Below are 15,049 nucleotides of genomic sequence, written 5' to 3'. Positions count from 1 at the left end.
AAGAAGGACGCATGGCACAAGCATCCGATAGCATCCGCTTCATTCTGAACGACACGGAGGTCGCTCTTTCGGACGTCGCGCCGGCCGCCACGCTCCTCGACTATCTGCGGCTTGAACGCGGCCTCACCGGCACCAAGGAAGGCTGCGCCGAGGGCGACTGCGGCGCCTGCACGGTGCTCGTCGGCAGGCTCGCCGGCGACAGCGAAAACCTCGTTTACGAAACCGTCAATTCCTGCATCCGCTTTGTCGGCTCGCTGAACGCGACGCATATCGTCACCGTCGAGCATCTGGCAGCAAGCGACGGGACGCTGCATCCGGTGCAGCAGGCGATGGTGGATTATCACGGCTCGCAATGCGGCTTCTGCACGCCCGGCATCGTCATGTCGCTCTATGCGCTGTGGCTGACGAACGACAATCCGAGCCGCGCCGCGATCGAAAAGGCGCTGCAAGGCAATCTCTGTCGCTGCACCGGCTACGAGCCGATCGTGCGCGCGGCCGAGGCCGCGGCAAGGGAACGGCCCGCCGCCCTCTTCGACCCCATCACGCGGACACGCGAAACGGTAACGACCCAGCTCAAGGCGTTACGGCCGAGGCAAACGATTGTCATCGGCAAAGGCGAGGACTGTCTTATCGTCCCGGCGGATGCTGCCGGTCTCGCGACGGTGCTTGCAGAACGTCCCGCGGCCACGATCGTTGCCGGTGCGACCGACGTCGGGCTGTGGGTGACGAAGCAGATGCGCTCGATCAATCCGGCCGTGTTCATCAGCGGCATCGCCGAACTGCAGCGCATCGAAAGCTCTGGAGCGGGCCTGACCCTCGGTGCCGGCGTCAGCTATACATCAGCCTTCGAAGCCCTTTCCTCGGCCTACCCAAGCTTCGGCGGGCTTCTCGACCGCCTCGGCGGCGAGCAGGTGCGCAACATGGGCACGATCGGTGGGAACATCGCCAATGGCTCGCCGATCGGCGACAGCCCGCCGCCGCTGATCGCCCTCGGCGCAACGGTGAAGCTGCGTTCGACGGACGGTACGCGGTCGCTGCCGCTCGAGGATTTCTTCATCGCCTATGGCAAGCAGGATCGACGCCCGGGCGAATTCGTCGAGAGCATTTTCGTTCCGGCGCTGCCGGCAGGCGACCGCTTTGCCGCGTACAAGGTCACAAAACGCCGCGACGAGGATATTTCTGCGCTGCTCGGCGCCTTTTGTTTGTCGCTCGAGGGCGGCCGGGTGAAATCCGCCCGCATCGCCTTTGGCGGCATGGCCGCAACGCCGAAGCGAGCGAAGGCGGTCGAAGCCGCGCTGCTCGGACAGCCCTGGACCGAGGACACGGTGCGCGCAGCGCAGGCTGCCTTCGAGACGGATTTCCAACCGATCACCGACTGGCGGGCCACTGGCGCCTACCGCATGCTGGCGGCAAAGAACCTGCTGATGCGTTTGTTCCTGGAGAGCATCGGCGAGAAGGCCCAGCTCGAGCGCTTCGAGGATGTAGCATGAGCGCTGGCATTGAAGTTTGCGCCTTGAGACTGCCCCTCACCCGTCCCCTCTCCCGGCTGGCGGGGAGAGGGAACGGAGGCGGCGTGGCATATCCCTTCTCCCCGCCCGCGGGGAGAAGGTGGCCGGCAGGCCGGATGAAGGGCAGTTCCTTCGGCAGGAGGCACTAAGCGATGGATAAGTCCAGCTTCGGCGAGCCCACGACCATCGCCGGTCCCATGCACGCCGAACTCCGCCACGACAGCGCCCACAAGCACGTGGCCGGGACCGCCGACTATATCGACGACATGCCGGAACCCGCCGGCACTCTGCACGGCGCACTGGGACTGACCGACCGGGCCCATGCAGAAATCCTTGACTTGGACCTCTCCGCGGTCGCCGCCCTTCCCGGCGTCGTCCTGGTGCTGACCGCCAAGGACATGCCGCATTCGAACGACATCAGCCCCACCCACCTGCACGACGAGCCGGTGCTTGCCGACGGTCGCGTGCAGTTCCATGGCCAGCCGGCCTTTGCGGTGATTGCCGAGACGCGCGACACTGCCCGCCGTGCCGCGCGGCTTGCGAAGATCACCTATCGCGACCTGCCCCACATGATCGATGTCGCCGATGCAATGGCCGGAGGCGGCGAGCTCGTCACCCCGCCGCTGACGCTGCAGCGCGGCGATGCGGAGGGCGAACTGGAGCGCGCACCACGCCGGCTGAAGGGCCGGATGCGGATCGGCGGCCAGGAGCACTTCTACCTGGAGGGACATGTCGCCCTGGCGGTGCCTGGCGAAGACGACGATATCACCGTCTGGTCCTCCACCCAGCATCCAAGCGAGATCCAGCGCATGGTCGCGCATGTGCTCGGCGTCCCGGCGAATGCCGTCACCGTCAATGTCCGCCGTATGGGCGGCGGCTTCGGCGGCAAGGAAACACAGGGCAATCAGTTTGCCGCACTCGCTGCAGTTGCCGCGCGCAAGCTGCGCCGTGCCGTGAAGTTCCGGCCCGACCGCGACGACGACATGATCGCCACGGGGAAGCGGCACGACTTCCTCGTCGACTATGATGTCGGCTTCGACGATGACGGTCAGATCCTGGCGGTCCAGGCGACTTATGCCGCGCGCTGCGGTTTTTCTGCCGATCTTTCCGGACCGGTGACCGACCGGGCTCTCTTCCATGCCGACAACGCTTACTTCTATCCGCATGTGAAGCTGACCTCGCAACCGCTGAAAACCAATACGATTTCCAACACCGCCTTCCGCGGTTTCGGTGGGCCGCAGGGCATGGTCGGCGGCGAGCGGATCATCGAGGAGATCGCCTATGCGCTCGGCAAGGACCCGCTCGAAATCCGCAAACTGAACTTCTACGGCGACAAGGGCTCGGGGCGCGACATCACGCCCTACCACCAGAAGATCGAAGACAACATCATCCGGCAGATCGTCGAGGAACTGGAGGCGAGCGCCGAGTATCAGGCGCGGCGTACCGCGATCATCGACTTCAACAGGTCGAGCCGGGTGATCCGCAAGGGCATTGCGCTGACACCGGTGAAGTTCGGCATCTCCTTCACCCTCACCCATCTCAATCAGGCGGGTGCGCTCGTTCACATCTACACGGACGGTTCGGTCCATCTCAATCACGGCGGCGCGGAGATGGGTCAGGGCCTCTACACCAAGGTGGCCCAGGTACTCGCCGATAGTTTCCAGATCGATATCGATCAGGTGAAGATCACCGCGACGACGACCGGCAAGGTGCCGAACACGTCTGCGACCGCCGCCTCTTCGGGTTCCGACCTCAACGGCATGGCCGCCTTCGACGCCGCCCGCCAGATCAAGGAACGCCTCGTCGCCTTCGCCGCCGAGCGCTGGCAGACGACCGCCGAAAATGTGACTTTCGTGCCGAACCACGTGAAGATCGGCGAAGAGCTCGTGCCCTTCGCCGAGTTCATCGGACAAGCCTATGCGGCGCGGGTGCAGCTTTCCTCGGCCGGCTTCTACAAGACGCCGAAAATCCACTGGGACCGCGCCGCCGGCCGAGGCACGCCCTTCTATTATTTCGCCTACGGCGCTGCGGTCTCCGAAGTGTCGATCGACACGCTGACCGGCGAATATCTGGTCGACCGGGTCGACGTGCTGCACGACGTCGGTCGCTCTCTCAATCCGGCGATCGACCTCGGCCAGATCGAGGGCGGTTTCGTGCAGGGCATGGGCTGGCTGACGACGGAGGAACTCTGGTGGGATGAGAAAGGGCGGCTCAGGACCCATGCCCCCTCTACCTACAAGATTCCCCTCGCCTCCGACCGGCCGAAAATCTTCAACGTGCGCCTCGCCGAGTGGTCGGAAAACGCGGAAAAAACCATCGGCCGTTCGAAGGCGGTAGGCGAGCCACCCTTGATGCTGCCGATCTCGGTGCTGGAGGCCCTATCGATGGCGGTCGCCAGCGTCGCCGGCTATCGCGAGTGCCCTCGCCTTGATGCACCGGCGACGCCGGAGCGCGTCTTGATGTCGGTGGAGCGTCTCAGAGGACTCTAAGAGCTGACTTGTCGAAGATAGCCCTCCCCATTCTGACATGGAGAGGGAGGCAGTGCGGCACGTCCGCTTCGCCCCGCTCGCGGGGAGAAGGTGGCCGGCAGGCCGGATGAGGGACAACCGCAACACCAGAAGCCGCCATCTATCGCAGCATCTGATCGTCGCAGCGAGGCATGCGCCCATCGAGGAATCCCAGGTCCTTTTTCATGTAGTCGGACGTGGATTCGAGGTCGAGTTTCAAGTTCCGGCCTCTCATGCGGCGAACCGCGAACGCGGCGAACCGGATTGCGCCGCCGAACGACAGAAGCGGCTTTCCTTCAGCATATTCCAATACATCGCAAGACATCTGAACACCTTTCGGATGCGGTGAAGTTGACTTGCAGCGTGCCGCCGAACGTGCTCGAATTCCAATCGAACATCCGTCTGCATGCATCAAGAGAGCTTATCCATGAAGATGTCGAAGCAGTTCCCCCTGAATGCGCTGAGGGTTTTCGAGGCGGCCGCCCGGCTCGGCAGCTTCACCAAGGCGGGCGAGGAGCTCGGCATGACCCAGACGGCGGTCAGCTACCAAATCAAGCTCATTGAACAGAATGTCGGCGAGCCGCTGTTCCTGAGGCGTCCCCGCCAGGTGACCTTGACGGAAGTGGGCCAGCGGCTGGCGCCGAAGGTGACGGAAGGCTTCGCGATGCTGCAGGACGCAGTCGCCTCGGCACGCGACGACGCGCAGACGGCCCTTCTCATCAGTTCGACTGCGACCTTTGCGTCGCAATGGTTCGCCCGCAATATCGGCACGTTCCAGCTCGCCCACCCCAACATTGCCGTTCGCCTCGCGGCAAGCGACTCGATGGTCGATTACAGCAAGGAGGGGGTGGACGTGGGGATCCGGTCGGGCACGGGTTCCTGGCCGGGTCTCGTCAGTCATCGGCTGATGACGGTCGAATTTACGCCCATGCTCAGTCCGGCGCTCGCTGCGACGATCGGCGGAGTGAATGAACCGCGCGACCTTCTGAAGCTGCGTATCATCGGTCCCCAAGATCCCTGGTGGCCTTTGTGGTTCCGAGCGGCGGGCGTCGAGGATCCGGACCTCGACGGTCGGCCGGCTACCCGGCTTGGTGCACAGTCCTTCGAAGCGGGTGCCGCAATTGCGGGGCAAGGCGTGGCGATCCTGACGCCGGACTTTTATGCAGACGACGTCGCGCTGGGCCGGCTCTATCAACCCTTCGACCTGCGCTGCAGCGATGGACACGATTACTGGCTCGTCTACCCGCACGCGCGCCGCAACGTCGCGAAGATCCGCAGCTTCCGCGACTGGATCCTCGGAGAGTTCGAACGGCGCAATGGCATTGGAGCCGCGGCAATGACCAGCCCGGTGGCCGGCGAGGCTTACCCTTTGGATTCAACGGATTAAGATCCGTGTCGCCGCGCGTGGAAATGCATTCTAACGTATAAAACGCCTCTTCCCCCCTCTCCTTTTTTCTCGCAAGGTGAGCGAACGGAGAAAAGGGGACCTGAATGTACGAATTCGCCATCGCCTGGGAATGGCTGGCCTTTGCCGTCCGCTGGCTGCATGTCGTCACCGCCATCGCCTGGATCGGCTCGTCCTTCTATTTCGTCGCGCTCGACCTTGGCCTGGTGAAGCGCGAGCATCTGCCCCCGGGCGCCTATGGCGAGGAATGGCAGGTGCATGGCGGCGGTTTCTACCATATCCAGAAATATCTGGTGGCGCCGGCCATGATGCCGGAGCATCTCACCTGGTTTAAATGGGAGTCCTATTCGACATGGCTCTCGGGCTTTGCGATGCTCTGCATCGTCTATTACGGCGGCGCCGATCTCTTCCTGATCGACCGGCATGTGCTGGATATCTCCGCCACGACGGCGATCCTGATCTCGCTTGCTTCGCTCGGCGTCGGCTGGATCCTCTATGACCTTCTCTGCAAGTCGCCGATCGGCAAGAACACCTGGGGCCTGATGGCCCTCCTCTATGTCGTGCTGGTCGCGATGGCCTGGGGCTACACACAGGTCTTCACCGGCCGTGCCGCCTTCCTGCATCTCGGCGCCTTCACGGCGACGATCATGTCCGCCAACGTCTTCTTCATCATCATCCCCAACCAGAAGATCGTCGTCGCCGACCTGATCGCCGGGAAGACACCCGATCCGAGGCTCGGCGCTCAAGCCAAGCAGCGTTCGCTGCACAACAACTATCTGACGCTGCCGGTCATCTTCTTCATGCTGTCTAACCATTACCCGCTCGCCTTCGCGACAGCCTTCAACTGGATCATCGCGGCATTGGTGTTCCTGATGGGCGTGACGATCCGCCACTGGTTCAACACGACGCATGCCCGCAAGGGCAAGCCGACCTGGACCTGGCTGGCGACCGCGATCCTCTTCATCCTGATCATGTGGCTGTCGACCGCGCCGAAAATCCTGACCGGACAAGAGCGGGCCGAGGCTGCGCCGGCTTTCAAGCGCTTTGCCGAGAATGCGCATTTCCCGGCAGTCAAGGACACAATCGCGACCCGCTGCAGCATGTGCCACGCAGCCGAGCCCGTCTACGAGGGCATTGCCCGCGCCCCGAACGGCGTCATACTCGAGAGCGACGCCGAGATTGCCGCCCTGGCACGCGAAATCTATATCCAGGCGGGGCGCAGCCACGCCATGCCGCCTGGCAACATAACCGACATGACGGCGGACGAACGCAGGCTGCTGACGGCCTGGTTCGAGAGCGCCGTCGGGGAGACAAGATGACAGCCACCCTGATCCGCGGCCGCACGCTAAGCTTCAACCGTGCTCCGCAGAGCATCGACGACAGCGCCGCCTACACCTATGAGAGTGACGGCGCGCTGCTCGTCGAGGATGGCGTGATCAAGGCTTCCGGTCCCTATGCGACCGTCAAGGCTGTAGCGCCGGAAGGAGTGGAGGAGACCGACCATCGGCCGCACCTCATCCTGCCGGGCTTCATCGACACGCATCTGCACTTCCCGCAGATGCAGGTCATGGCCTCCTATGCGGCCAACCTGCTCGAGTGGCTGAATACCTATACCTTTCCCGAGGAGTGCCGCTTCGTCGAGACGGCGCATGCGGAGCGCATCGCCGCCCGCTTCTTCGACGAAATGGTTCGCCACGGCACGACGACGGCAACGGCCTATTGCTCGGTGCACAAGGCGTCCGCCGACGCCTTCTTCGCCGAGAGCCTGAGGCGCGGCATGTGCATGGTCGCCGGCAAGGTGATGATGGACCGCAACGCCCCACAGGGCCTGCTCGACACGCCCGAGATGAGCTATGACGAGACGCGCGCGGTTATTGCCGACTGGCACGGCAAGGGCCGCAACCATGTCGCCATCACGCCGCGCTTCGCCATCACCTCGACGCCGGAGCAGATGGAGATGGCGAAATCGCTCGTCCGGGAGTTTCCGGACCTCCACGTGCAGACGCATCTTTCGGAAAACCGCGACGAGATCGCGTTTACCTGCGAACTCTATCCGGAGGCGAAGGACTATACCGACGTCTACGCCCGCTATGGCCTGCTCGGTCCGAAAAGCCTGTTCGGTCATTGCATCCATCTCTCGGAGCGCGAGGCCGATGCGATGAGCGAGACCGGCTCGGTCGCGGTCTTCTGCCCGACATCGAACCTCTTCCTCGGTTCCGGCCTGTTTCCGCTCCGCACGCTGACGCGGCGCGAGAAGCCGGTGCGCGTCTCGGTCGCTTCCGACATCGGCGGCGGCACCAGCTATTCGATGCTGAAGACGCTCGACGAGGCCTACAAGATCCTGCAGTTGCAGGGCGAGCGGCTGAACCCCTTCGACAGCTTCTACATGATGACCCGCGGCAATGCCGAGGCGCTCTCGCTTTCCGACCGCATCGGCACGCTGGAGCCCGGCACCGATGCCGATCTCACAGTGCTCGATATGGCGGCCACACCCGCCATGGCGCTCAGGGCCGAAGTGGTCAATTCGCTCGCCGACGAGCTCTTCCTGCTGCAGACCATGGGCGACGACCGGTCGATCATCGAGACCTATGTAGCGGGCACGCCAGCGAAATCGGCGCTCGTAGCCGCCTGAGCGAAAAGAGGTCAATTTTTTTGACCTCTTGCCTTCCGCGACTATTACACCCCCTTTGAAAACGTGATAAGGCGTCCGTAATCTCCATTCGATGAGGGCGATCCATGACGCAAATCCTCGACATCCGCGACCTGAAGGCGCTCGCCAAGCGGCGGGTTCCGAAGCTCTTCTTCGACTACGCCGATAGCGGCGCCTGGACGGAGGGTACTTATCGGGCGAATGAGGAGGATTTCGCGAAGATCAAGCTGCGCCAGCGGGTGCTGGTCGACATGACCAATCGCTCGCTCGAAACGACGATGATCGGCCAGAAGGTGTCGATGCCGGTCGCCCTTGCCCCGACCGGCTTGACCGGCATGCAGCATGCCGACGGCGAAATGCTGGCGGCCCAGGCGGCCGAGGCCTATGGCGTTCCGTTCACGCTCTCGACCATGAGCATCTGCTCGATCGAGGACGTCGCATCCGTCACGACGAAACCCTTCTGGTTTCAGCTCTACGTCATGCGCGAGCGCGAGTTCGTGCTCAACCTCATCGACCGCGCCAAGGCTGCTAAATGCTCGGCCCTCGTCCTGACGCTCGATCTGCAGATTCTCGGCCAGCGCCACAAGGATCTTCGCAACGGGCTATCGGCACCGCCGCGCATGACGCCAAAACATCTCTGGATGATGGCGACCCGGCCCCGCTGGTGCATGAAGATGCTCGGCACGAACCGGCGCACCTTCCGCAACATCGTCGGGCACGCCAAGAGCGTCACCGACCTCTCCTCTCTTCATGCATGGACTGCGGAGCAGTTCGATCCGCAGCTCTCCTGGAAAGACGTCGAGTGGATCAAGGAGCGCTGGGGCGGCCCGCTCATCCTGAAGGGTATTCTCGATCCGGAAGACGCGAAAATGGCCGCAAAGACCGGGGCCGACGCGATCATCGTATCGAACCATGGCGGCCGCCAGCTCGACGGAGCGTCGTCTTCGATCAGCATGTTGCCGCGCATTATCGATGCCGTCGGCGATCAGATCGAGGTTCATCTCGATGGCGGCATCCGCTCCGGCCAGGACGTGCTGAAAGCCATCGCGCTTGGTGCCAAGGGCACCTTCATCGGCCGCCCGTTCCTTTACGGCCTCGGTGCGATGGGCAAAGACGGCGTGACCCTCGCCCTCGACATTATCCGCAAGGAGATGGACACCACCATGGCGCTTTGCGGCAAGCGCAACATCAACGACGTGGGTCGCGACGTCATCGACGATTACGCGATCTAGCGCGCGCCCGTCGGCTCAACTGCCGCGATAGGTGGAATAGCCGTAAGGCGAGAGCAGCAGCGGCACGTGGTAATGGCTGGTGGGGTCGGCGATGCCGAACCGCAGCGGGACAAGGTCGAGGAAGGCTGGTTCCGAAATCGCCACCCCGGCTGCGCGCAAATAGTCGCCCGCGTGAAAGACCAGCTCGTATTGCCCCGCCTTGAAGAGCTCGCCCTCCGCGAGCGGCCCGTCGACGCGGCCGTCGCTGTTTGTGCGAACCGTCACGACCAACTGTCGCTCCTCGCCGTCCAGCCGATAGAGGTCGATGCGCAGCCCTTCGGCCGGCTTGCCGAGTGCGGTGTCGAGAACATGGGTCGTCAGGCGGCCGCTCTTGCTCATCGGACGCTCTCCTTCAAACCGGGAATGACGAAAGGCTTTTCGTAGAAGAATTCCTCGAGATTGTTGCCCGGTCCGCCGCGATCGACGACGATGAAATCGCTGGCGTCATCGATCGCCATCAGCGGATGATGCCAGACATTGCGACCATAATTGACCCCCTGCCGGCCGCTTGCCAGAAAGACCCGCGGCCTGCCCGGCCGACCGCCTTCGTCCGCGGCGACAACCGCCAGCCAGGGCCGATCGTCAAGTGGCGAGAAACTCTGGCTGCCGAGCGGATGACGCTCCATCATGGCAAGGCTGTAGGGAAAGGCTCGCGGCTGGCCGCGAAAGATGTTGATGATCACCCGAGCGCCCTCCCCAACGACCTCGACTTCAGCAAGCGCATGAAACCGCTCGGTATTGCCGCCATTGATGAGGCGCGCCGACGCCGGGTCGGGCTCGATGACGCTGCCGAACGGGGCGAAAGCCTCCTTCGTCAGAGGCTCGATTGAAATGAGATGCGACATCAGGCCTGGGTCCCGGCTCTCCGGCCATTGAGACCAGGGCGCGAAACGGCGCCGGCGGGCAGTTCGGGAACTGTATTGTCAGGCATTATCTTCTCCCGGAAGCATGGAACCGAGCCGCAGCCGGGCGATCTGCTCCACCTGCGCGCAGGCGGTTTCAAATTCCTCTTCCACGGAATTGTCAATCCGTTGCTCGAAGGCCGCGAGGATCTCCTCCTTCGACAGCCCCTTCACCGCGATGATGAAAGGAAAGCCGAACTTCTTCGTATAGGCCGCGTTGAGCTCCGTGAAGCGCGCATGCTCCTCCGGCGAAAGCCGGTCGAGGCCCGCCGATGCCTGCTCGGACCTCGAGTCGATGGTGAGCTTGCCGGCGACGGCCAGCTTGCCGGCGAGATCGGGATGCGCGCGCAAAACCGCGAGACGTTCTGCGGGCGACGCGGCACGAAAGGCATTGCAGAGCGCCGAATGGATATTGCCGGCCGTCAAACCCGACGAGGCGGCACGATCGAACGCACGCTCCGCCACCCAGGGCGAATGCTCGAAGATGCCGCCGAAGCGGCGAACGAAATCCTCGCGTTCCGACATCAGCGCAATCCTTCCGGTGTGTGGTGTTCGTACCAGTGACGGGCAATGTCGATGCGCCGTGGTATCCATACTTGGTCGTGGGACATGACGTAGTCGATGAAGCGGGCGAGCGCCGCTGCCCGGCCGGGTCGGCCGACGAGGCGGCAATGCAGGCCGACATTCATCATCTTCGGGCTGCCTTCCGTGCCTTCCTCATAGAGCACGTCGAAGGTGTCCTTGAGATAGGTGAAGAACTGGTCGCCGGAATTGAAGCCCTGGTTGGTGGCAAAGCGCATGTCGTTGGCGTCGAGCGTGTAGGGAATGATCAGATGCGGCTTCTCGGGGGTCAATCCGGGAACCCAATAGGGGAGCTCGTCCGCATAGGAATCACAGGAATAGAGGAAGCCGCCCTCTTCCAGGACGAGCTTCAGCGTGTTGACCGAGGGCTTGCCCTGATAGATGCCGAGCGGCCGCTCGCCCGTCAGCTCCGTATGCAGCCGCACCACCTCGCGAATGTGCTCGCGCTCGACTTCCTCCGGAAAATCCTTGTATTCGAGCCAGCGCAGCCCGTGGCTGGCGATCTCCCAGCCGGCGTCCTTCATCGCTGCGACCGCCTCCGGATTGCGCGCCATGGCGCGCGTCACGCCATAGACCGTCAGCGTCACGCCGCGGCTGGTAAACATTCGCCACAGCCGCCAGAAGCCGGCCCGTGCCCCGTATTCGTAGATGGACTCCATATTGAGGTTGCGCTGACCCGGCCAGGGCTGCGCACCGACGATCTCGGACAGCAGGCATTCCGAAGCCGGATCGTTATCGAGAATGCAGCTCTCCCCGCCTTCCTCATAGTTCAGAACGAACTGCACGGCGATGCGCGCATCGTCCGGCCAATGCGGCTTTGGCGGCGTGCGCCCATAGCCAACGAAGTCGCGCGAATAGGAAGTCTCGGCCATGAAATCACCTTCGATTTTTCCGGAACGGTAGCACCGCGCACCGGATTGTCGAGATGAAAATGGCGGCGATAAAGGTCCTTAGCGTATCGCGGCAAGGGAATTGGCGACGTGTGCCAATGGACCTCCAGCATCACCAGATATCTGGCGCTGCGGCCCGGGCCGGATCGTCCTTTCGCCTCGTGGACGAACGGAAATTTTGCCGAGCGGATGCTGAGAATGGACGCGCATCGGCGCACCCGTGTCCGGTTCGACGAACAAGGCAAGGCTGTCGACCACGAGCGGTTTCGTCAGGTGCGGTTCGAAGACCTCCCGCAGCGGCGGCTCCAATCGCCGCCCGGCATCGGCACCCAGAGGGCCGGTGAGCTTCAAATGGAAACGGTATTCTTCCATCACGAAGGGGTCGCCCCAGCGATGCAGGTTGGAGAATTGCGGCGCCGTCAATCGATCGGGATCGGAGCGTTCGATGTCGTCCTCGCTGAGCGGGGCCCGAAATCGGTCGAATGCCTGCAGAACCCGCGCGGCGAGCATATGCATCGCCTGGCTCGGCACCGTCGGCAGCAAGCCCAAGCACTGGCTTAGGCGTGCCACCTCCAGCCGCTCGATCGCAAATGGCGTCTCCGCGCTGGTGAAATGCATCAGCGCCCTCAGCAGCTGCGCTTCATCGATGCCGTCGGCAAGGCGAAAGGGGGCCATGATCATGGCGTGAAAGCCGAAGCGGCGCGGAAGCGCCGTATGGAAGGCGATCTCCGAGACGCGAAGTCCGGCGATCGACGGCGGCTCCACGGGCTCGCCCGAATAGACGCTGCGGCCGAGCCAGCTCGCCGCCGCCGCGGACAGCGGGTCTCCCATCGGCGGCGTAAAACAAATGGCATAGCGCATTGCGGGCTCCAAAACTCCAGTCGATAGCCGCCTCTTAGGTGATTTGCGTGACAGATTGACGAAGTCGGATGGGGGCTATTGCAGGCCGGCGATATGGGTTTCGCATCGGAACGATTGCGGCAATTCGATGCTCGTCCGCCCGACAAGTTCGTCGATGACGAAGCCCGCCAGAACATGCGCCATGCCAAAACTGACCTTAAAGCCGCCCGTCAACACCGACAGCCGCTGATGATCGGGATGTCGGCCGACCATCGGCTCCCGCCCCGTGGCCTTGGGGCGTAACCCCGCCCAGCGCTCGACCACCGGCGCGTCGCGCAGGATGGGCGCCAGAGCCACGGCGCGATCGATCAGCGCATCCAGTTGCGCGTCCGTGGCGAACGGCTCGTCGAATTGGTTCTCGCTAGTACTGCCGACGGCCACGTGACCGTTTTCATGCGGAACGATGTAGAGGCCTTCGGTGAAGATGATCGGTGAGCCCGGATTGATGTCGGCGCGAAGCAGTGCCGCCTGCCCCTTGACGGCGCCGCCGCTCGGCGCCTGCGGCCGCACCGCCAATCGGTCGATCAAGGGAAAACTCGCAACGCCTGCGGATAAAATACAATGCCCGAACGTCAACGCACGTCCATCGGCAAGCACCAGCCAGCCATGCTGCGGGTCGATCGTGGTCACCTCGACGCCCTCCTCGACACGGACATGAGGAAAGGCGGCGAGTGCCGTCCGGAGCGTCGCGAGCAGGCTTCGCGGCGACACGCGGGCGGCCAGCGTATCGTGGACGACCCCGAAAGATGCAGCATCCGCCGCCGGCCAGCTATCGATGCCGGCGTCACGGACGTGCCAATGGAACCGTCGGTCGCCAGCGATCCAGTGCCGCTCCGCGTCCTGCTCGTGGCCGAGTGCTATCTCGCGCAGATGCTGTCTGCCGAGCGGCATGATCCGGCCCGAGCGGCGATAGCCCGCCGAAAGCCCCGTCTCCGCTTCCAGCCGGGCAATTTCCGTCTCAAGCGAAACAAGAGCATCGAACTGGAACTGTTTCTTGCCGTTCCAGCGGTCGGGCATATGCGGCATCAGCGCGCCGAGCAGACCGCCGCTCGCTCCTGCGCCGATGCCTTTCCGCTCGAGGAGGCGCGTCTCGATACCGGCGCGACCGGCCATGAGTGCCGCCCAGAGCCCCATGATACCACCGCCAACGACCAAAACTTCGCTCATCGATTGACCTTATCTGGCTGGAAGACTATCGGCACTGCCATGACAGAAACCGACCCCCGCCAGAACCAGCCGCCGGCACAGCAGAGCCTTGAATGGCATGCTGGCGATATGCCCTATTCGCTGGAATTTGGCGATCACTTTTATTGCCGCACCGAAGGCCGGCTGGAATGCGGCCACGTCTTCCTCGCCGGCAACAGGCTGCCGGCGCGTTGGAACGCAGGCGGAGCCTTCACGATCGGCGAACTTGGCTTCGGCACCGGCTTGAATTTCTGCGAAACTTGGCGGCAATGGAAACAGGCGCAGGTCTCGAATGGCCGGCTGCACTTCGTCTCCTTCGAGCGCTTTCCGATGCGCGCCGACGAGATCGATCGAGCCCTCTCCCATTGGCCGGAGATCGCCGCGGAGCGCCAGGCGCTCGTCGGCACTTGGTCGAATAGGCCCGCAGGCCGCATCGACATTGACTTCAACACCGTACGCCTGACCGTGGTCTGCGGCACGGCGCTCGACGGCGTCTCCCAATGCCGGGAAAGCTTCGACGCCTGGTACCTAGACGGCTTCGCACCCTCCCGCAACCCGGACATGTGGTCGTCGCGTCTCATGCAGGCAGTCTTCGACAGGACGGTCCGCGGCGGTACCTTCGCCACCTATGCTGCGGCGGGTTTCGTCCGCCGCAACCTCGCTGCCGCCGGCTTTGCTGTCGAACGTCTTCCAGGCTTTGCCGGCAAGCGCGAGATGCTGCGGGGCGATAAGGCTTGAACGTGTCTATCCGGGAAAGACCACGGACTTGACCGTCGCAATCAGCTGATCGGTCGGCACGGCTACGCAGTTGCGGTCGATCTCGGCAACGGTCTTTTCCTTGACGTGATGGGAAAGCAGCTTCCGGAGGTCGCCCAACGTTCTCGGCGCAGCGCAGATCACCAGGTTGTCGAAGGCGTTCTCCAACGCATAATGGTCGAGCTTCTCGGCAATCTCCACTGCGAAGCGGTGTTGCTCTTCGCGCACCGGATCGCTGCTATATTCCATGGCCGAGCGACCGTGGCCGACGGACGAATGGCTGCGGCCCGGTTTGTCGGCCATGATGTCCTGAGCTCGTCTGCCTTCTATCTGGTACGTCTCCACTTCCGGCTGCTGTCGGCCGTCCTTGAGCAAGTTGACGTCCTTGACGATCCGCGCTGCGTTGCCGTCGGCGGTCAGTATCCAAATCCGGTCTCGCACGAGTTCCTCCCCTGTGTCTCGGTTGGCAGATAGGTCGGCAAAGGCTCAAGGA

Annotated in this window: 14 protein-coding genes; 7 read left to right on the top strand and 7 right to left on the bottom strand. The window is 63.4% G+C overall.

What is annotated here, in order from left to right; genetic code table 11:
• Positions 1–11 precede the first annotated feature (11 nt).
• The 6 genes from xdhA (at position 12) to CO676_RS06715 (ending at position 9,302) form a co-directional block, all read left to right on the top strand.
• Positions 12–1,490 carry a xanthine dehydrogenase small subunit gene (gene xdhA / locus CO676_RS06745; protein ID WP_097520039.1) on the top strand — a complete coding sequence of 493 codons (1,479 nt, stop codon included), beginning with the start codon at positions 12–14 and terminating at the stop codon, positions 1,488–1,490.
• Between the two features lie 170 nt (positions 1,491–1,660).
• A complete protein-coding gene (xdhB, locus tag CO676_RS06740; protein WP_097520038.1) occupies positions 1,661–3,997 on the top strand; it encodes a xanthine dehydrogenase molybdopterin binding subunit in 2,337 nt (778 codons plus the stop codon).
• 445 nt (positions 3,998–4,442) lie between these two features.
• Complete coding sequence (locus CO676_RS06730; RefSeq protein ID WP_245424269.1) at positions 4,443–5,402, top strand: LysR substrate-binding domain-containing protein; 960 nt, start codon at positions 4,443–4,445, stop codon at positions 5,400–5,402.
• A gap of 104 nt (positions 5,403–5,506) precedes the next feature.
• Positions 5,507–6,739 (top strand): urate hydroxylase PuuD, encoded by a 1,233-nt coding sequence (puuD, locus tag CO676_RS06725; protein ID WP_097520036.1) that lies wholly within the window; start codon positions 5,507–5,509, stop codon positions 6,737–6,739.
• A complete protein-coding gene (gene guaD, locus CO676_RS06720; RefSeq protein WP_097520035.1) occupies positions 6,736–8,052 on the top strand; it encodes a guanine deaminase in 1,317 nt (438 codons plus the stop codon). Before puuD ends, guaD begins: the two co-directional genes overlap by 4 nt.
• A 104-nt stretch (positions 8,053–8,156) precedes the next feature.
• The gene (locus CO676_RS06715; protein WP_014765412.1) at positions 8,157–9,302 is read left to right on the top strand and encodes an alpha-hydroxy acid oxidase; all 1,146 of its coding nucleotides are present in this window, start codon (positions 8,157–8,159) and stop codon (positions 9,300–9,302) included.
• A gap of 15 nt (positions 9,303–9,317) precedes the next feature.
• On the opposite strand, the gene uraH is transcribed toward CO676_RS06715, so the two are convergent.
• The 6 genes from uraH to CO676_RS06685 all read right to left on the bottom strand — a co-directional run bounded on the left by uraH (position 9,318) and on the right by CO676_RS06685 (position 13,782).
• Positions 9,318–9,680 (bottom strand): hydroxyisourate hydrolase, encoded by a 363-nt coding sequence (uraH, locus tag CO676_RS06710; RefSeq protein ID WP_014765413.1) that lies wholly within the window; start codon positions 9,678–9,680, stop codon positions 9,318–9,320.
• Complete coding sequence (locus CO676_RS06705; RefSeq protein WP_014765414.1) at positions 9,677–10,186, bottom strand: ureidoglycolate lyase; 510 nt, start codon at positions 10,184–10,186, stop codon at positions 9,677–9,679. Before CO676_RS06705 ends, uraH begins: the two co-directional genes overlap by 4 nt.
• A 78-nt stretch (positions 10,187–10,264) precedes the next feature.
• Positions 10,265–10,768, bottom strand: coding sequence for a 2-oxo-4-hydroxy-4-carboxy-5-ureidoimidazoline decarboxylase (gene uraD, locus CO676_RS06700; RefSeq protein ID WP_014765415.1), 504 nt, complete (start codon positions 10,766–10,768; stop codon positions 10,265–10,267).
• Positions 10,768–11,697, bottom strand: coding sequence for an allantoinase PuuE (puuE, locus tag CO676_RS06695; protein ID WP_097520034.1), 930 nt, complete (start codon positions 11,695–11,697; stop codon positions 10,768–10,770). Before puuE ends, uraD begins: the two co-directional genes overlap by 1 nt.
• A gap of 78 nt (positions 11,698–11,775) precedes the next feature.
• Positions 11,776–12,576 (bottom strand): DUF1045 domain-containing protein, encoded by an 801-nt coding sequence (locus CO676_RS06690; RefSeq protein ID WP_097520033.1) that lies wholly within the window; start codon positions 12,574–12,576, stop codon positions 11,776–11,778.
• Positions 12,577–12,651: 75 nt separating this feature from the next.
• The gene (locus tag CO676_RS06685) at positions 12,652–13,782 is read right to left on the bottom strand and encodes an FAD-binding oxidoreductase (RefSeq protein WP_097520032.1); all 1,131 of its coding nucleotides are present in this window, start codon (positions 13,780–13,782) and stop codon (positions 12,652–12,654) included.
• Positions 13,783–13,821: 39 nt separating this feature from the next.
• Here CO676_RS06685 and mnmD point away from each other — a divergent pair, with 39 nt between their 5' ends.
• Positions 13,822–14,538 carry a tRNA (5-methylaminomethyl-2-thiouridine)(34)-methyltransferase MnmD gene (gene mnmD / locus CO676_RS06680; RefSeq protein WP_097520031.1) on the top strand — a complete coding sequence of 239 codons (717 nt, stop codon included), beginning with the start codon at positions 13,822–13,824 and terminating at the stop codon, positions 14,536–14,538.
• Between the two features lie 6 nt (positions 14,539–14,544).
• Here the strand turns inward: mnmD and CO676_RS06675 are convergent, their stop codons facing one another.
• The gene (locus CO676_RS06675) at positions 14,545–14,997 is read right to left on the bottom strand and encodes a host attachment protein (protein WP_014765420.1); all 453 of its coding nucleotides are present in this window, start codon (positions 14,995–14,997) and stop codon (positions 14,545–14,547) included.
• Positions 14,998–15,049 lie beyond the last annotated feature (52 nt).

Origin of the sequence: Sinorhizobium sp. BJ1 (assembly GCF_002531555.1) — a bacterium.
In the GTDB taxonomy this organism is placed as follows: domain Bacteria; phylum Pseudomonadota; class Alphaproteobacteria; order Rhizobiales; family Rhizobiaceae; genus Sinorhizobium; species Sinorhizobium fredii_B.
The sequence above is the reverse complement of the archived record's forward strand: the minus strand, read 5'-3'. Positions and strand labels throughout refer to the sequence as shown.